Below are 17,307 nucleotides of genomic sequence, written 5' to 3'. Positions count from 1 at the left end.
AGCCCATGAGCCTCACCCGTCCGCTCCCCGGTGAATACGCCGAAGGCTACGCCACCTACATCGCCGAGGCCGGTGAGGGCGATGTGCTGGCCCACCTCCAGGCGCAACAGGAGGAGGTAGCGGCCCTGTTCGGGGGACTGTCCGACGCCCAGGGCGGGTTCCGCTACGCCCCCGGCAAGTGGAGCCTGAAGGACCTGCTCCAGCACATCATCGATGCCGAGCGCATCTTCACCTATCGCTGCCTGCGCATCGGTCGGGGGGACGCGACTCCCATGCCGGGCTTCGACGAAGATCCCTATGCCGCTGCCGCCCAGGCCGACACGCGCGCCATGACCGACCTGATCGCGGAATGGCGGGCCCTGCGGACCGCCAGCCTCGCGCTGTTCCGCAGCCTGCCGGACGCCGCCTGGGGGAACCAGGGCATCACCAACAACAGAGCCATCACGGCCCGCTGCATTCCCTACATCACCCTCGGCCACGCGGCCCACCACCTGACGGTGATCCGGGAGCGCTACCTGTCGGTGCTGAAGTAGCTTTTCCACCCTTCCAGGGCGTCCGCCAGCTTCTCCAGCTGGGCGGGCTCCGTGGTGCGGAAGCGGCTCACCAGCTTCCAGCCCTGGGCCACCTTCTGGTACCGGTGCAGCCAGAGGGAAGGGCCCTCCCAGTCGCCTTCGGGATCAGTCTTCGTCTTCACGAGGAACGCCACCGTGGTCCAGGGCCCGCGGGCCAGGAAGCAACGGCCCAGCTCCTGGATGCCGGACTCCTCGTCCGATTCCAGCACCAGGTCGTCGAGATCCGGGATGATCATGGCCGCTCCTTATCGGGCATGATTCTACGATGCGCATCGAATGCATCGCCATCGGCACCGAGCTGCTCACCACGCGCCGCCTGGATACGAATTCCGTGTGGCTGGGGGAGCGCCTGGCCTCCCTGGGCCTGGCCTTCCACCGCAAGACCGCCGTGGGCGACAGCCATGAAGATCTGGCCGCGCTCTTCCGCGAGGCCCTGACGCGCTCGGACGTCATCCTCACCACGGGCGGATTGGGGCCCACCTTTGATGACTTCACCAAGGAGTGTTTCGCGGAGGTCCTTGGCGTGGAGCTGCGCGAGGACGCGCGGAGCCGCGAGGACATGCTGGCCTTCTACGCCGCCCGAAAGCGCGTCCCGCCCGAGTCGAACTTCAAGCAGGCCCTGCTGCCCAAGGGCGCGGAGGCCCTGCGCAACCCCGTGGGCACGGCTCCGGGCGTGTGGTGGGAGGGCCCGAAGGGGCATCCCGGCGTGCGCATCGTGATGATGCCGGGGGTGCCCCGGGAGATGAAGCGCATGTGGGAGGACCAGGTGGAACCCCGCCTGCGTGCCCTGGCAGGGGCTCCCACGCACACGCTGCGCATGGTGGTGGCGGGGGTGCCTGAGAGCGCCCTGGACGAGCGCATCCGCGAGGTTCGCCAGCGGCACGGCCACCTGGACTGGACCATCCTCGCCAGCCTCACCCAGGTCGAGCTGCTGGCCCGCGGCTCCGATCCCGCGGCCCTGGAGGCCGCCCGGGACGACTTCCTTCCCGTGCTGGGCGAGGACCTGGTGGGCGTGGGGGATGGCAACCTCGAGGATGCGGTGTTGGCGGGCCTGAAGGCCCGGGGGGAGACGCTGGCCGTGGCCGAGAGCGTGACGGGTGGCCTGCTGGCCTCCCGCCTCACGGCGATTCCCGGCGCCAGCGAGGTGTTCTTGGGGGGCGCCACGGTCTACTCGGCGAACGCCAAGGTGGCCCTGCTGGGGCTGGATGCAGGCCAGCTGGGCCTGGATGGCACCGTGTCCGAAGCCACCAGCCGAGAGCTGGCCGAGAAGGTCCGAGCCCGGCTGGGCGCCACCTGGGGCCTGGGGATCACCGGCAATGCCGGCCCGAGTGCCGAAGGGGGCGCCCCAGTGGGAGCCCTGTTCATCGCCTTGGCTGGACCAGAGGGAACGGTCGCGAAGGCCCTGACCATCCCCGGTGACCGGGTGGACGTGCAGCTGCGGGGAATGGCCGGGGCTTTGGACCTGCTGAGGCGGGTCTCGCGGATCGGCTGATACACTGCGTCCATGCCATCGCCACTCGTGCCTTCCCCGATCCTCTGGTGCCTGGCCGCCTTCCTGTGCGGCAGCATCCCCTTCGGTCTCCTGCTGGTGAAGCTGGCAGGGAAGGGGGATGTGCGCGCCCATGGCAGCGGCAACATCGGGGCCACCAACGTCAGCCGGGTGGGCGGCAAGGCCCTGGGCGTGGTCACCCTGCTGCTGGACATCGCCAAGGGCTTCCTGCCCGTGTTTCTGGCGAAGAAGGCGGGCGTGGGTGTCGACCTGCTGTCCCTCATGGCTCTGGCGGCTGTGCTGGGCCACGTGTTCACGCCCTGGCTGAGGTTCCAGGGCGGCAAGGGCGTGGCCACGGCCCTGGGCGTGATCCTGGCCGCGGACGCCTCCATGGTGCTGCTGCCCATGGGGACCTTCCTCTTCGCGCTATGGCTCACGCGCCATGTCAGTCTGGGCAGCATCCTGGCCGCGGCCATGGTGCCGGTACACCTCCTCATGATCCGAGGTGCCCACGCTCCCGTGGCGGAATTACTGGGCCAAGGGCCGGCGCCGGTCCTTCCCTGGGCCGCCCTGGCCATCCTGGTGATCTGGAAGCATCGCGAGAACATCCTGCGGCTGCAGGCGGGCACTGAATCCAAGCTATGGGGCGCGAAGAAGGAGGACGCGAATGTCCAGGGCTGACATCGGCGTCTTCGGCTCCGGCGCCTGGGGCACGGCCCTGGCCATCACCTGGGCCCGCGCGGGCGCAAAGGTGGCGCTCTGGGGCAATTTCCCGGACGAAATGGCCCAGATGGCCGCCACGCGCAGGCACCTCCGCCTGAAGGACGTGGCCTTCCCCGAGAACCTGCAGACGTCGGACGATCCGACCGAAGCCTTCCGCGCCCCGCTCTGGATCTCGGCCATGCCGACGCAGGTGACGCCGGATGCCTGGAGGATGCTGCGTCCGAAGGTGCCGCAGGCGGCCGAGCTCGTGATCCACGTCAGCAAGGGCATCCTCCAGAGCACCCACCAGACGCTGTCCCAGGCGCTGACGGGAGTGCTGGACATCCCCGTGGGTGTTCTCTCCGGCCCCACCTTCGCCGACGAGGTCAGCCGGGGGGTGCCCTCGGCCATCGTGATGGCCCTGCCGCCCACCGTGAGCGACGCGCGGGCCATGGCGCTCCAGGCCCAGCTCTCCTCCGAGAGACTGCGCATCTACCTCAGCCGGGACGTGGTGGGCACGGAGCTCTGCGGCGCCCTCAAGAACGTCCTCGCCATCGCCGCGGGCCTGGTGGACGGCCTCAAGCTGGGCTACAACGCCCGGGCGGCCCTGATCACCCGGGGCCTGGCGGAGATGGCCCGGCTGGTGGAGGTGCTGGGCGGCCAGCCGTCCACGGTGATGGGCCTGGCCGGCATGGGCGACCTGCTGCTCACGGCCACGGGCCCCCAGAGCCGCAACCGCACCTTCGGCGAGCTGGTGGGGAAGGGGAACAGTGTGGAGGCGGCCCGGGATGCCCTGGGCGGCCAGATCATCGAGGGCATGTTCACCACGGACGCCGCCCTGGCCCTGGCCAAGGAGCACGGCCTGGACCTGCCCATTGCCTCTGAAGTCCACCGCCTCCTCAACGGCGAGCGCCCCGAGGAAGCCGTGCGGCGGCTGATGACGAGGTCGTTGAAGTCTGAATAGGAGGCCTTCCATGGCCGATCCGTTCCGTTTCCGCATCCTCCAGCACGGCCCCGCGGGCTCGCCCGTCCGCGAAGCCTTCACCCCCGCGGAGCCGAGACCGGGTTGGGTCCGCCTGGAACTGAAGGCCATGGCGCTCAACCACCTGGACCTCTGGACCACCTTCGGCCTGCCGGGGTTCCCCCTGCCGCTTCCTCTCACGCCCGGCTGCGACGGTGCGGGCGTGGTGGCGGCCGCTGGCGACGGGACGGTCCTGCCCCCGGGCGTGGAGGTGGGCGGCAGCGCCATGATCGCGCCGGGCCTGAGCTGCGGCGTGTGCCCGGCCTGCCTGCGGGGCGACGACATGCTCTGCCCTTCGTACGGCGTGCTGGGCCATGTCTGCGACGGCACAGCCGCCACCCATGTGCTGGTGCCCGCCGCCAACCTGCTGCCCATCCCCCCGAACTGGGACTTCGATCAGGCCGCGGCCTTTCCCCTGGTCTTCCTCACGGCCTGGGAGATGCTCGTCCACAAAGTCGATTTCCGGCCCGGGGAGACCGCCCTCGTGTGGGGCGGGGGCAGCGGGGTGGGCAGCGCGGCCATCCAGCTGGTGAAGGCCCTGGGCGGCACCGCCATCGCCGTGGTGGGCAGCGAGGCCAAGGCCATGAAGTGCTGGGACCTGGGTGCCGAGCATGTCCTCGTCCGGGGCGACCTGAAAGCCCTGGCTTCCAAGGTGCGCGACCTGACCGGCAAGCGCGGAGTGGACGTGGTCTTCGAGCACACTGGGGCCGCCACCTGGGCCACCAGCCTCAGCGCCTGCGCGCGCGGGGGCCGCATCGTCACCTGTGGGGCCACCACCGGGCGGGAGACCTCCTTCGACCTGCGAGCCCTCTTCGCCAAGCAGATCCAGATCCGCGGCTCGTACATGGGCCGGCGCGAACACCTGTGGACCCTGTTGTCCCTGCTGAAGAAGAACCCGACCAACCCGCCCTTCCGGCCCGTCATCGACCGCACCTTCGACCTGGCGGATTATCCCGAGGCCCAGCGCCACCTCGAGGCCGGCCAAGGCTTCGGCAAGGTGGTGTGCCGGGTGCCCTGATGCTGAGGAACCTGCCGCTTCCGGAAGGCTCGACCTTCACCTGGGTGGATCTGGTGGATCCCACGGCCGCCGAAATGGCCGAGGTGGCCGGACGCTACGGGCTCCATCCCGCGGCGGTGCGGGACCTGCTCAACCAGCCCCATCTGCCCAAATTCGAGCGGCTCCCCGGGCAGCAATTGCTCATCCTGCGGGCCTACGACGAAGTGGCCAAGCGGGGTGACACCATCCAGGCCATGACCCGCCGCCTGGTGGTGCTGATGATGGAGGGCGCGGTCATCACCGTCCACCGCCGGGAGCAGCCCTTCTTCGCCCAGGCCGCCGGGCGGGCGGCGACGGGTCAGGCCCTCCGCCCGGAACAGCTGGTGCTGGCCCTCTGCGCCAAGGCCGTGGCCTCCTTCGACGAGCCCCTGCGCGAGAGCGAGGAGAAGCTGGACCAGATCGAGGCCGCCCTCTTCAACCGCAAGATCCCCCACCAGGGCGTCCGGCAGGTCTACGGACTCAAGCGCCGCTGCGCGGTCATCAAACGGACCCTCGGGCGCATCACGACGGCCCTGGGCCCGCTCAAGGAGCAGGCCCGGGACGACCAGGGCCTGCTGGCGGACGTGGTGGAGGAGGCCGATCGCCTGCACACCTGGGCCGACGAGCTGCTGGAGAGCGCCACCCACCTCATGAACCTGGAGATCAGCCTGGCCAGCCAGCGGACGAACGAGGTCATGCGGGTTCTCACGGTCTTCAGCGCCTTTTTCCTGCCACTCACGTTCATCGCAGGGGTCTACGGGATGAACTTCAAGCGGATGCCAGAGCTGGAGCACCGCTTCGGATACCCCCTGGTCATCGTTGCCATGCTCCTCACCGCCCTGGCCATCTGGGCCTGGTTCCGCCGGAAGGGCTGGCTGAAATAGGCGCCTGCTGCGCCCGTCTGGGTAAGCGGCTAGACTGAAACGTTTGCGCAAGGAGCTCCCGTGAAGGTCCTCATCCTCGGTGTCAATGGATTCATCGGATCCCATCTGGTGGACCGCATCATGCAGGACACGGACTGGGAGGTGTACGGCCTGGACCTGGGCACGCACAAGGTTTCCGACCACCTCGCCAACCCCCGCTTCCACTTCGTGGAGGGCGACGTCACGATCTCCAAGGAGTGGATCGAGTACCACATCAAGAAGTGCGACGTGGTGCTGCCCCTGGTGGCCATCGCCACGCCCAAGGTGTACGTCACCGATCCCCTGCGCGTCTTCGAGCTGGACTTCGAGGAGAACCTCCGGGTGGTCCGCCAGTGCGTGAAGTACAAGAAGCGCGTGGTGTTCCCCAGCACCTCCGAGGTCTACGGCATGTGCCCCGACGCGGAATTCGACGAGCACGAGTCGCCCCTGGTGACGGGCCCCATCCCCATGAACCGCTGGATCTACAGCACCAGCAAGCAGCTGCTGGACCGCGTCATCTGGGCCTACGGCTTCCAGCAGGGCCTGAAGTTCACGCTCTTCCGGCCCTTCAACTGGATGGGCCCCAAGCTCGACAGCCTGAACACCGCCAAGGAGGGCAGCAGCCGCCTGGTGACCCAATTCAGCTGGAACCTGTTCAACGGCGAACCCCTGCAGCTGGTGGACGGCGGCACGGCCCGCCGCTGCTTCATCGACGTGGCGGACGCCCTGGACGGCCTCATGGCCGTGCTGCGCAACGAGGGCGGCAAGGCCGACGGCCAGATCTTCAACATCGGCAACCCCGCCAATGACTACAGCGTGCGCGAGATCGCCGAGATGATGATCGCCATCTGGAAGGACCACCCCTTCCGCATCGAGCGCGGCATCCCCGAAGGCACGATGGTGGAGACCGGCAGCGGTGAGTTCTACGGCAAGGGCTACCAGGACGTCGCCCGCCGCACGCCGAGCATCAAGCGCATGCAGCAGACCTTCGGCTTCCAGCCCAAGGTGTCCATGAAGGATTCTCTCAAGAAGGCCATCGACTTCTTCGTGGAAGAGCACAAGGCGCTGGAGAAGATCGTCGAGACCGAGAACTAGGCCCGATCCGCGCCCATGACGCGCCGCGAACGGTACACCCTCTTCGCCCTCTGGACTTTCCTCGGCCTGCTCCCGCTCCTGGTGCGGCCGCTGTGGGAGCCGGACGAGGGGCGCTATGCGGAGATCCCCCGCGAGATGCTGGCCACGGGCGATTGGCTGACGCCCAGGCTGAACGGGGTGCTCTACTTCGAGAAGCCGCCCCTGCAGTACTGGCTGTCCGCCCTCGGCATGAAACTCTTCGGGCAGAACGGCGCGGCCGCCCGGCTGCCCCTGGCCCTGGCCTCGGGCCTCATGATCTGGGCGGCCTGGCGGCTGTCCAGGCGCCTCGGCACCCGGGATGCCCGCTGGGCGCCCTTCATGGCTGCGACCGGACTGCTGGCGTTCCTCGTGGGCCAGCTCCTCACGCTGGACGCCCTGTTCAGCGCCTTCCTGGTGGCGGCCCTGGCGGCCCTGGTCGAGGCCGTGGTCCGGCGCCGGGAGGGGAAGGGCGGCCTGGGCTGGACGCTGGTGGCCTTCACGCTCATGGCCGGAGCCATGCTCACCAAGGGGCTGGCCCAGGTGATCCTCGTGGGGGGCATCCTGGTGTTCTCCCTGCCTTTCGGCTGGAAGGACGCCGCCCTTCGCCGGGCCATCCTGCGGACGGCCTTCGATCCCCTGGGTTGGCTGCTCTACCTGGTCCTGGTGTCGCCCTGGTTCTGGTTCGTGGACCGCGCCAATCCCGGCCACGCTCAATTCTTCTTCATCCACGAGCACTTCACCCGCTTCCTGACCCATGAACATGCCCGCCAGGGCTCGAACAACTGGCTGCTGGACAAGCTCTATTTCATCGGGGTCCTCGCCGTCGGGCTGCTGCCCTGGCTGTCGATCTCGATGGTCGGGCTCAAGCGCGCCTGGGCCTTCCTGAGGGGCAGGGGCCCCCAGGCCCAGGACCCCATGGCCCGGTGGGTCGTCGGCGCCACTGTCATGGGGTTCGTCTGGCCCCTGGCCTTCTTCAGCCTGTCCGGCTCCAAGCTGCCGCCCTACATCCTGCCCGTCCTCGTGCCCCTGGCCGCCTTGGCCTGCGCCTTCGAGCGCGAAAGCGAAGCTCCCGCGGCTCTGCGCCGCATGGGCTGGGAATTGATGGGGCTCGGCGCCCTCCTGCTCTCGGCCGCCGTGGCCCTCCACACCGGCTTGAAGGGATCCTGGTGGTTGGCGCTGCCTGGCCTGGCTTTCATCGGGCTGGGCCTCTGGTCCCGTCACCTCAAGGGCCTCACCGGGCCGCGCCTCATGGTCACCATGGGGATCGCCCTGTGGCTGCTGACGGCCACCGCTCAGGTGGCCGTGGGCCCCAGCAAGTCTGTGGCTGATCTGGCCCGCTCTGCACCTCCGGAAGCCCAGTGGATCAGCTATGGCAACTATTTCCAGGGCCTCCCTTTCTACGCCCGCACCCGGGCGGTGGTGGTGGCGGGCACCGGTGAGCTGGCCTATGGCCGCGACCACCTGGGTTCGGTGGCGCCCCGCTGGTTCAACGAAAACCCGGACGCCCTGGGCACCATGGCCGAGCTCCTGAAGGCCGAGGCGCCGGAGCGCCCCGTGTTCGTCATGGCCAAGGCCGCCAATTGGAAGGGGCTCCCCCCGGAGGAAAGGGCGCGCTGGGAGGTGGTGGGCCAGAGTCCGGCCGCGGTGGTGGCCAGGCGGCGCTAAGTCCGCACCTTCACCGTTTCCCTCTCGGGTCGGTTGCTTCTCGCTCCGGCTCCGGTGGAGAGGACGCCTACTTCACGGCCTCTTTGACCCCGTGTCCGGCTTCCTTGACGCCTTTGGCCACGCCCTTGCCGGCAGTCTTGGCGCCGCGGCCGACGGCCTTGCCGCCTTCCTTGGCCGCGTGACCCACCGCCTTGCCGCCCTTCTTGAAGCCCTGGCCGATCTGCCGGGCAGCCTGCTTGATGTCCTCCTTCACGCCGTCCGCGGGAACGGGGGCGGCCAGGAGCAGGAGGCTGAGGAGGGCGGGCGCCATGCCTCCATTGTAAGCCCATTGGGGATCTCCCCACGATGAGGGAAGATGGAGGGATGGACAGACATCCGAACGCCTCGCCCTCCAGGGGCCGCTTCGCGGAGTGGTTGCGGGCCCACGCGCCTGAGCTGCTCTTCGCCTTGCTGCTGCTGGCGGTGCTGCCCATGCGCGATCTCTGGGCTCCGGACGAGCCGGACTTCGCCCAGTGCGTGAAGGAGATGCGCCTCCGCGGCGACTGGCTGCTGCCCTACCTCAACGGAGTTCCCTACAGCGAGAAGCCCATCCTCTACTACTGGGTGATGAAGGGTTCCTCAGTGCTGCTGGACGCGCTCACCGGCGGGTTGGGCTTCACCCAGGGCGTGGCCGCCTGGGCCCTCCGTCTGCCTTCCGTGATCGCCGCCGTGGCCTTCCTGTCCGCCTTCCGGCGCTGGGCTGTCCGGTTTCTGGAGCCGGGGACGGCCGAGCCCGCGGCCCTGGTGCTCGCCACCACGCCCCTCTGGTTCTGGCAGAGCCAGTTCATCCAGATCGACATGCTCTTTTCCGCTCTGCTGGCCTGGAGCTGGCTGGCCTGGCTGGGGGGCTACCTCCTCCTGCGGGGCCACAGCGCCGAGGCCGCCTCCGGCGAGCACCGCCGCTGGTTCCTCAAGGCCTATTTCTGGCTGGCCCTGGCCTTCCTCGCCAAGGGGCCGCTGGCACCGGTGCTGTCCGTCCTGGTGCTTGCGGCCTTCCTGGCCTGGCAGAGGGACCTTGCGGTGTTGCGGCGGGCGGGCATCGTCGCGGGCCTCTGCCTCACCCTGCTGCTGGTGGCGCCCTGGTACGTGGCCGCAGGCCTCAAGGGCGGAGCCCACTACGCCTACGAGCTGATCATCTTCCAGAATTTCCAGCGCGCCACGCACGCCTGGGATCACATCCAGCCCTGGTGGCGGTACTTCGAGTACGCCCTGGGCGACTTCTTCCCCTGGGTGCTCCTGTTGCCGGCCCTGGCCCTGCACCTGCGGCGGGAGCGGTGCCTGGGGGACCCCGCGAAGCGCTTCGCCCTGCTGGCCTTCCTGGTGCCCTTCGTCTTCCTCAGCGCCGTGCAGAGCAAGCAGGGCAAGTACCTGCTCATGGGCTACCCCTTCCTGGCCCTGCTCGTCGGCGACCTGTTCCGGCGGTTGGAGGACTCCCGCGCCCGGCGGCTGGGCCTTCTGCTCACGCTCGGCCTCGCGCTGCCGGCCCTGGCCCTGACCGCCGCGGCAACGGGGGCGGGCGGCGCGAAGGTGCAGACCCAGTTGGCGGCCTTCCAGGGTCCGATCCGCCTCATGGCCCTGGTCCTGGGGGCGGGAACGGTCGCCGTGGCGGTGCTGGCCTGGAGGCAGCAGTCCAGGCGCCTCGTTCCTGCGGCGGCCCTGAGCCTGGGCCTCCTATATCTGGTGGGTGGCACCTGGGGCTTCCGGCTGCTGGATCCGCAGAAGAGCTACCGCCGCTGGACCGGGGCTGTCCAGCCCCTGATCGCCGGGCGCCAGGTCTTCTACTGGCAGACCATCCGCAGCGGCGTCATGGTCTACACGGACCACCTCATGCCGGAACTGCGGCGGGCCGAAGCCCTGGAGACCCTCGACCCGGAGGCCCGCCTGGTGGCCCAGCGCAGCGAGTGGGAGCAGGACGCCTGGGGCATGACTCCGGCTCTGCGCCGCCGGTTCGAAGTGCTGCTGGCCGTGCCCACGGGCGGCGGCGAGATCCTGCTCCTCAGGAGGAGGTCTTGATTCCGGCCGGCGCCCACTGGATCCGCATGCCCCGCTTCGTGGGCGACGCCATCCTGATGCACCAGGCCGCCGCGCCCCTTCTGGCCGCGGGCCAGCCCCTGGTGGCCTGGGGGCCGGCGGCCACGGTGGAGCTGTTCGAAGGGTCCCCAGGCTACGTTGGTGTCGTGGCCGATCCCCCGAAGAAGGCGGGCCTGCTGGAAGGCGCCCGGTTGCTGCGGGACCACCAGCCGGCCTCCCTGCTGGCCTTGGCCAAGAGCCTGCGCGCCCCGGCCGCTGCGTTCGTGGCGAGGGTGCCGCGCCGGGTGGGCTGCGGAGATGGGGGGGCCTCCCTTCTTCTCACATCCAGCCTCAAGTACTGGAAGCGGGATGACCATTCCCTCGACCGCTACCGCGACATCGTGCGACTCGGCTATCCCGAGCTGGGCTCCCCGGCCTTCCTCCCGTTTCGCCCCAGGGAGGAGAGCCTCGCCTGCGTGGAGGCCGCCCGCCGGGATCACGGCCTCGACCGGGATTCCTATGTGGCCTTCGCCATGGGCGCGGCCGCGGGGGCCAAGCGCCTGGGTCTGGACCTCCTGGTGGATCTCGCCCACCGCACCCTGGCGGCAGGCTTCCGCATCGTGGTGCTGGGCGGTCCCGGAGACGACGTGACCCGGGCCGAGGCCTTCCGCCAGCGCGTGCCCGAGGCGCTGGACCTGACGGCGCGGATCCCCTGGTCCCAGAGCGCCGCATGGCTGGCGGGCGCCCAGGCGGTGCTGGCCAACGATTCCGGGCTGGCCCACCTGGCGGCGGTGGTCGGCACCCCGGTGGTGGTGGTGTTCGGGCCCACCATCCCGCGGCATACGGCGCCCCGGGGGCCGAAGGTGACCGTGGTGCGCAAGGAGGACCTCGCCTGCCTCGAGTGCCAGAAGTGGCACTGCCCGCTGCCGGACCACCCCTGCATGACCCAGGTGCCCGCCGGCATCATCTGGGACGCCCTGGAAGCCCACCTCGCCGCCCCTGTCCCGGAGACTCCGTGAGCCCCAACCTGAAGGCCATTCCCCTGATCGTGCTGGGCGTGCTGCTGAATGCGGCCGCGCAGATCTGCCTGAAGAAGGGCCTCCAGGCCGCTGGCGGCATGCAGCTGGCCGTCGGCCCTCTGTTCAGGCTGATGCTCGAACCCTGGGTGCTGGCTGGCCTCGCCTGCTACGCCGTGAGCGTGGTCGTGTGGCTCGGCGCCCTGTCCATGGTGCAGGTGAACTACGCTTATCCCTTCCTGGCGCTCGGATTCGTCGCCAACGCCCTCATGGCCCGGGCCTTCCTCGGCGAGGCCATGACCCCCATGCGCTGGGTGGCCCTCATCATCATCGTCGTCGGCGTGGGGCTCCAGGCCCTGAGCGGCCGGGGGCATTAAACGCTGCGGTCTCCGACCAGAGCGTAGCGGTCTCCGGAGGCCGCGGGCCGCTTGGTATCCTGGAGCATCTGTTTCAGGAGGCTGAGCGTGTGTGGCATCGCAGGTGTGTTTGAAGCCGAGGGAGCCACGTCGATCGTCTCCTCCATCCTCTTCGCCATCCAGCACCGGGGCCAGGAGAGCTGCGGAGCCGCCGCCCGGGACGCCGCGGGCCGCATCGTGGCCCACAAGGGCATGGGGCTCGTGAAGCAGGTGCTCGACGAGGAGGCCCAGGCCCGCCTCTCGGGCGCGACGGCCATTGGGCACGTCCGGTATCCCACCGCGGGCTGCAGCGACGTGGCGAACGCCCAGCCCCATGCCATCGAGCTGGCGGAAGGGCCGGTCATGGCCATCGCTTCCAACGGCGACCTCATCAACTATGGGGAGCTGCGGGCGCGCATGGAGCGGGACGGCGTGGTGTTCAAGAGCGACAACGACGCCGAGCTGATCGGACGGCTCATCGCCCTCTACCACGTGCGGGACGGATTGAGCATCGAGCAGGCCATCGCCCGGGTCCAGGGCGAGCTGAAGGGCGCGTTCTCCACGGTGCTGATGTACAAGGATCGCCTCTACGCCTTCCGCGATCCCCATGGCTTCCGCCCCTTCGTCATGGGCCACCTGGGGCACGAGGGGGAGGGCGAGCCCGCCAGCGAAGGAACGGTCTTCGCATCGGAGTGCTGCGGCTTCGGCATCATCGGAGCCCGCCGGCTGCGGGAGGTGAAGCCCGGCGAGATCCTGCGCCTGGAGAAGGGCCGGCCCGTGGTCTCCGTGGCCTCCGCCCCGCTTCGGGCCCGTCATTGCGTCTTCGAGCTCATCTACTTCTCGAGGCCCGACAGCACCATCTTCGGGGAATCGGTCTATCAGGCCCGGGAACGCATCGGAGCCTGCATGGCCGCCAAGGATGGCGCCCTGACCAACGGCGAGGACCTCGTGGTGATGCCCGTCCCGGACTCCTCCAACTTCATCGCCCTGGGGTACGCCAGGACCAAGAAGGCCGAGTTCGGCATGGGGCTGCTGCGGAACCACTATGTGGGCCGCACCTTCATCAAGCCCACCCAGGCCAGCCGGGACGAGGGCGTGAAGCAGAAGTTCAACCCGCTGCCGGATTTCTTTCCGGGAAAGCGGGTGGTACTCATCGACGACTCCATCGTACGTGGCACCAGCCTGCGCAAGATCGTGCGGATGGTGCGGTCTGCCGGCGCGAAAGAGATCCACGTCCGCATCGGCTCGCCCAAGGTCATCGGCCCCTGCTTCTACGGCATCGACACCCCCACCCGCGAAGAGCTCATCGCCAACCGCATGTCCGAATCGGAGATCTGCGAGTACCTGGGTGCCGACAGCCTGCGATGGCTGGACGTGGCCGACTTCGAGGGCCTGCTGCCGGGCCGCCGCCAGGAGTTCTGCACCGCCTGCTTCGACCTGGACTACATCTATCCCCCCGAGGGGTTCGCGGCCAAGACCAACACCCCCGCCGCGGCTAGAACCTGAACCGGGCCTCCATGGAGTAGCTCGGCGGGGCGGCGGGGTAGCCGTCGATGATGTAGGCGTCGTTCTGGCCTTCGCGGCTGGCGGTGAGCCACTGGTCGGCGCTGGTTCGTGGCTGCAGCAGGTGCTCGCCGCGGAGGACGAAGGTCCAATGCCGGCCGGCGGTCACCGTGGTGGACATCCCCATGTCCCGGTAGACCACCTGAGTGGCGCGGATGACCGGCGGCAACCCGTTGGCCGCAGCCCGGCCGCCGCCGTCCCCGAAGGAGGAGTACTGGTGGCCCTGCAGGGTGTAGTGGACCTCGGTCTGCACGTGGCTCCAGCCCATGAATCCCCTGATCCCGTGCGAGGAGAAGGGCCGGCGCTGGGAGGCCGCCGTGCGGTACTGCTGGCCGTCCGGCGCGTTCAGGTCGCGCGCCTCCTGGGTGCGCAGGAAGGCCTCCACTCCCAGCTTCTTCGCCGAGCGCCAGCCGAAGGCGGCATCCGTCCCCCGCACCCGGACCCGGTCCTGGTTCGCGTAGGTCAGCCCGGACGGACCGACGAGGTCCTTCCCGGTCTGCTGCTGGCTCTCCAGCCGTCCGTACCAGGCACCCCGGCCCCAGCCTAGGCCGACCTGGAAGAAGGTGACCTGCTCCATACGGAGGGGGGCCGTCCCCGGGACGAGGCTGTTCCGGAACTGCTCCAGGAGGGCGGGGGCGGTGCGGCCACTCCCGCCGGCGGCGTAGAGCCGCAAGCCGTAGCCAAGCTCCTGGTTGATGCCCAGCCGGAGGGTGTGGCCGGAGGCGCGGAGCACCTCGGTGCCCGAGCCCCCCAGGTCCAGGTTCTGGCGATCCTGCGTGGCCCGCGCCTGGCCCAGCAGGCAGGTGCCGGGCCGGGGTTCGAAGCGCCACTCCAGGCCCAGGCCCACCTGAGTGCCCTTGGCCAGGCCGGTGATGGCGGGATCGAGGTCCCCGTCCTGCCGCAGGTCCTGGCCATCGAGGCGCAGGCTCAGGCTCGAGCGGGAACCGGTCCGGAGGTGCAAAGCCGACTGGAAGCGGGTGTCCCGGCCCTCGAAGGCCGTGGGTGTGGCCGAACCGACGGGCGGCTGCTCGTGGCGGAAGCGGGCCAGGCCCAGGGCCATCTCGAAGGCCATGCCGCGCCCCAGATCCCAGTCCAGCCTCAGCTGCCCGCTGTCGCTCCGCTGGCGACTCTCCCGGGATGGATTGTAGATCCGCAGCGTGTCGGAGACTTCCTGGTAGGGCTCCGGTACGCCGAAGGCCGTGCCGCGCCAGGCAAGGCTCCAGGTGGCCGAACCCCAACGCTGGCCGAGCCCGAGGAAGTTGGTGACCTGGCGGTAGGGCCGGTCTGTGGGGACGGCCTGCTTCTCCTCGGCGCTGAGGTTGCCTCCACGGAGGTAACCGCCCTCCCAGGCGTAGCCGGGCGTGGCCGTGCCTTGGCCCTGTCCGTTGTTCCCGCCCAGTCCGCCCAGGTCTCCGGAGACGCCGGGGCGGGGGGGCTTGCCGGTGAAGAGGGCCAGGGTCCCGCCCTGGCCGCTGGCACCGGAACTGGGCGAGCCGGTGATGACCTCGATGCGCGTGATCCCGAGCAGGGGCACCTCGCTGAGGTCCTGGCCCAGGCGGCCGGGGTCCATGAGGGGCATGCCATCGATCGTGACGAGAGTGTCCTGGGGCCGGCTGCCGCCCAGGTAGATGCGTGAGGGCAGGCCCGGGCCGCCCTGGCTCTGCACCTGGGAGGGCAGCTCGCGGAGCAGGAACTCGCCCAGGGTGCGGGCTCCGGAGCGGAGGATGTCGTCCTCGTCGAAGATCACCACCTGGCCTGGCGTGCGGGACACGGCCACGGGCCTCGATTCGGCGGCCCAGGACTCCCGCGGCTTCTCCTGGCCGGGCGCGCCGCTTTCCGGCGATTCCTGGGCAGGCAGAGCGCCGCTGGCGGCCAGAAGAAGCGCCAGTCCCGCCAGAGCCGTGGGCTTCAATGTCATAAAATCTCCGGTTCATGAGGTGATTTCCCTCATTGAACCAGAGATGGAAAGAATCGGCACTACGAGAGGAGACTCCGAAGCGCTCCGGCCTCCAGCTGTGCGGCCGTGAAGACCCCTCGATCCAGAACAAGGCTAGTCACGAGCCCCACCGGCGTGACGTCGAAGCTGGGGTTCCAGGCGGGCATGCCCTCCGGGGCCCAGCGCCAGGGGCCGTAGCCGCGCACCTCGGCCTCTGAACGCAGCTCGATGGGGATGGCGGCGCCGTTGGGGCAGGCCAGGTCCACGGTGCTGAAGGGCGCCACGGGGTGGAAGGGCACGCCGTGGTGCCGGGCCTGCACGGCCACGCCGTAGGTGCCCACCTTGTTGGCGAAGTCGCCGTTCGCGGCCACGCGGTCCGAGCCCACGAGCACCCGCTGCACCTTGCCGTCGCGCATGAGCAGGGCCGCCATGCTGTCGGTGATGAGGGTCGAGGGGATGCCCAGCTTGCGCAGTTCCCAGGCCGTGAGGCGGCCGCCCTGCAGAAGGGGCCGCGTCTCGTCCGCATACACGTGGATTCGCTTGCCCTGTTCGTGGGCCCGGCGGATGACACCCAGGGCCGTGCCGATGCCCGCGGTGGCCAGGCCGCCGGTGTTGCAGTGGGTGAGGATGCCTTCACCGTCCTGGATGAGCGCCGCACCGTGCTGGGCCATGCCTTCGCAGAGGCGCACGTCCTCCTCGAAGATGGCCTGGGCTTCGGCCACGGGATCAGCCGCATCCTTCATTCGGTCCATGGCCCACATGAGGTTCACGGCCGTGGGCCGGGCTGCGCGCAGGGATGCGCAGGCGGCCGCGTACTCGGAAGCAGAGGCGCTCCGGTGCGCGAAGGTGGCCAGGCTCGCCGCGGCCGCCACGCCGATGAGCGGCGCGCCGCGCACGGCCAACCGCTTGATGAGGCCCACCATGACCTCCGGGTCGCTGCCGTCCAGCCAGACCTCCGCGTCCGGAAGCTGGGTCTGGTCCAGCACCCAGAGCGTGCGGCCGTCGTGTTTCAGTCCGAGGGATTCAAAAGGGTTCATGGGCAGTTCTCAATCCGGCGGGGGGCATGAAAGGTGGATTCACCGCAGAGAACGCCGAGAGCGCAGAGAAATGAACAAGAGCCCCTCTGCGTTCTCCGCGCTCTCTGCGGTTGGCGGTTGTCGTTCCAATCGAGTTCAAATGATCCTCGACCCGAGCTTCGCGCGCAGGGCCCGGAGCCCTTCGAGTTCGGAAGGAGCCAGCGGCTTGGCGCCGCCGAGGGCCTCGGCCTTCCACAGGATCTGGGCGACCTGCTCAAGGCGCTCGAGGCCGCCCACGGCCTCGTCCAGGTGCTCGCCCCAGCAGAGGCCGCCATGGCGGGCCAGGATCATGAGGCGGTGCCCGGGCAGGAACGGCAGGAGGTTCGTACCCATGGCCTCGGTACCGGGGATGGCCATGGGCACGATGGGGATGCGGCCCGCGGCGAGGATCACCTCGGGCAGGCCGTCGGAGGGGAGTTCGGCCAGCTCAGGCCGGGCCAGGGTCCAGGCGATGGCCGTGGGCGGGTGGGCGTGGACCACCGCCTTCGCTTCCGGCACCGCCCGGTAGATGGCCAGGTGCATGGCCCGCTCGCTGCTGGGACGGCCCGAGAGGATCTCGCCATCCAGCGTGAGGTGGGCCAAGTCCTCCAGGCGCACCTTGGCCTTGGGGACGCCGCTGGGCGTCATGGCGATGAGGCCGTTGGGCAGGCGCACGGAGAGGTTGCCGTCTGAGGCCGCCAGGAGACCGCCCGCATGGAGCCGGCGGCAGCCGTCGAGGAGGTCGTGGAGTGGGCCGTTGGCGTCCATGACGGGATTATCGCCTGAGGAAGAA

At 69.6% G+C, this 17,307-nt stretch carries 17 protein-coding genes; 12 read left to right on the top strand and 5 right to left on the bottom strand.

Annotation, left to right across the window (positions count from 1 at the left end):
* Positions 1–5 precede the first annotated feature (5 nt).
* Positions 6–533, top strand: coding sequence for a DinB family protein (locus ML539_RS05810; RefSeq protein ID WP_243321567.1), 528 nt, complete (start codon positions 6–8; stop codon positions 531–533).
* Here ML539_RS05810 and ML539_RS05805 read toward each other — a convergent pair.
* Positions 512–808, bottom strand: coding sequence for a hypothetical protein (locus tag ML539_RS05805; protein WP_243321563.1), 297 nt, complete (start codon positions 806–808; stop codon positions 512–514). The genes ML539_RS05810 and ML539_RS05805 overlap by 22 nt on opposite strands.
* Positions 809–837: 29 nt before the next feature.
* Between ML539_RS05805 and ML539_RS05800 the strand changes: the two genes are divergently transcribed.
* The 7 genes from ML539_RS05800 to ML539_RS05770 are packed head-to-tail and all read left to right on the top strand — an operon-like array spanning position 838 to position 8,500.
* The gene (locus ML539_RS05800; RefSeq protein ID WP_243321562.1) at positions 838–2,064 is read left to right on the top strand and encodes a CinA family nicotinamide mononucleotide deamidase-related protein; all 1,227 of its coding nucleotides are present in this window, start codon (positions 838–840) and stop codon (positions 2,062–2,064) included.
* Between the two features lie 12 nt (positions 2,065–2,076).
* A complete protein-coding gene (gene plsY, locus ML539_RS05795; RefSeq protein ID WP_243321559.1) occupies positions 2,077–2,742 on the top strand; it encodes a glycerol-3-phosphate 1-O-acyltransferase PlsY in 666 nt (221 codons plus the stop codon).
* Positions 2,729–3,727: an NAD(P)H-dependent glycerol-3-phosphate dehydrogenase gene (locus ML539_RS05790; protein WP_243321557.1), complete on the top strand. Its 999-nt coding sequence runs from the start codon at positions 2,729–2,731 to the stop codon at positions 3,725–3,727. Before plsY ends, ML539_RS05790 begins: the two co-directional genes overlap by 14 nt.
* 10 nt (positions 3,728–3,737) lie before the next feature.
* Positions 3,738–4,802: a zinc-binding dehydrogenase gene (locus tag ML539_RS05785; RefSeq protein WP_243321555.1), complete on the top strand. Its 1,065-nt coding sequence runs from the start codon at positions 3,738–3,740 to the stop codon at positions 4,800–4,802.
* Positions 4,802–5,704 carry a CorA family divalent cation transporter gene (locus ML539_RS05780; RefSeq protein WP_243321553.1) on the top strand — a complete coding sequence of 301 codons (903 nt, stop codon included), beginning with the start codon at positions 4,802–4,804 and terminating at the stop codon, positions 5,702–5,704. Before ML539_RS05785 ends, ML539_RS05780 begins: the two co-directional genes overlap by 1 nt.
* A 60-nt stretch (positions 5,705–5,764) precedes the next feature.
* Complete coding sequence (locus ML539_RS05775) at positions 5,765–6,817, top strand: bifunctional UDP-4-keto-pentose/UDP-xylose synthase (protein ID WP_243321552.1); 1,053 nt, start codon at positions 5,765–5,767, stop codon at positions 6,815–6,817.
* A gap of 15 nt (positions 6,818–6,832) precedes the next feature.
* Positions 6,833–8,500 (top strand): glycosyltransferase family 39 protein, encoded by a 1,668-nt coding sequence (locus tag ML539_RS05770; RefSeq protein ID WP_243321549.1) that lies wholly within the window; start codon positions 6,833–6,835, stop codon positions 8,498–8,500.
* A gap of 67 nt (positions 8,501–8,567) precedes the next feature.
* On the opposite strand, the gene ML539_RS05765 is transcribed toward ML539_RS05770, so the two are convergent.
* Positions 8,568–8,810: a hypothetical protein gene (locus ML539_RS05765; protein WP_243321547.1), complete on the bottom strand. Its 243-nt coding sequence runs from the start codon at positions 8,808–8,810 to the stop codon at positions 8,568–8,570.
* A 53-nt stretch (positions 8,811–8,863) separates the two neighbouring features.
* Between ML539_RS05765 and ML539_RS05760 the strand changes: the two genes are divergently transcribed.
* The 4 genes from ML539_RS05760 to purF all read left to right on the top strand — a co-directional run bounded on the left by ML539_RS05760 (position 8,864) and on the right by purF (position 13,466).
* On the top strand, positions 8,864–10,552 hold the full coding sequence (locus ML539_RS05760; protein ID WP_243321545.1) for a glycosyltransferase family 39 protein: 1,689 nt from the start codon (positions 8,864–8,866) through the stop codon (positions 10,550–10,552).
* Positions 10,549–11,568, top strand: a complete 1,020-nt coding sequence (locus ML539_RS05755) for a glycosyltransferase family 9 protein (RefSeq protein WP_243321543.1) — start codon at positions 10,549–10,551, stop codon at positions 11,566–11,568. Before ML539_RS05760 ends, ML539_RS05755 begins: the two co-directional genes overlap by 4 nt.
* Positions 11,565–11,942 carry a hypothetical protein gene (locus ML539_RS05750; RefSeq protein WP_243321540.1) on the top strand — a complete coding sequence of 126 codons (378 nt, stop codon included), beginning with the start codon at positions 11,565–11,567 and terminating at the stop codon, positions 11,940–11,942. The genes ML539_RS05755 and ML539_RS05750 overlap by 4 nt, the downstream gene beginning before the upstream one ends.
* An 87-nt stretch (positions 11,943–12,029) precedes the next feature.
* Complete coding sequence (gene purF, locus ML539_RS05745; protein ID WP_243321537.1) at positions 12,030–13,466, top strand: amidophosphoribosyltransferase; 1,437 nt, start codon at positions 12,030–12,032, stop codon at positions 13,464–13,466.
* On the opposite strand, the gene ML539_RS05740 is transcribed toward purF, so the two are convergent.
* The 3 genes from ML539_RS05740 to ML539_RS05730 all read right to left on the bottom strand — a co-directional run bounded on the left by ML539_RS05740 (position 13,456) and on the right by ML539_RS05730 (position 17,282).
* Positions 13,456–15,441, bottom strand: coding sequence for a TonB-dependent receptor (locus ML539_RS05740; RefSeq protein WP_243321534.1), 1,986 nt, complete (start codon positions 15,439–15,441; stop codon positions 13,456–13,458). The two genes, purF and ML539_RS05740, sit on opposite strands and share 11 nt — an antisense overlap.
* A gap of 59 nt (positions 15,442–15,500) precedes the next feature.
* A complete protein-coding gene (gene mtnA, locus ML539_RS05735; RefSeq protein ID WP_243321532.1) occupies positions 15,501–16,496 on the bottom strand; it encodes an S-methyl-5-thioribose-1-phosphate isomerase in 996 nt (331 codons plus the stop codon).
* 135 nt (positions 16,497–16,631) lie between these two features.
* A complete protein-coding gene (locus ML539_RS05730; protein WP_243321531.1) occupies positions 16,632–17,282 on the bottom strand; it encodes a class II aldolase/adducin family protein in 651 nt (216 codons plus the stop codon).
* Positions 17,283–17,307 lie beyond the last annotated feature (25 nt).

It is taken from the genome of Geothrix sp. SG200 (assembly GCF_022808935.1).
GTDB classification, from domain to species: Bacteria; Acidobacteriota; Holophagae; order Holophagales; family Holophagaceae; genus Geothrix; species Geothrix alkalitolerans.
Note: the sequence above shows the minus strand (reverse complement) of the source record. Positions and strands in the feature narration are given on the sequence as shown.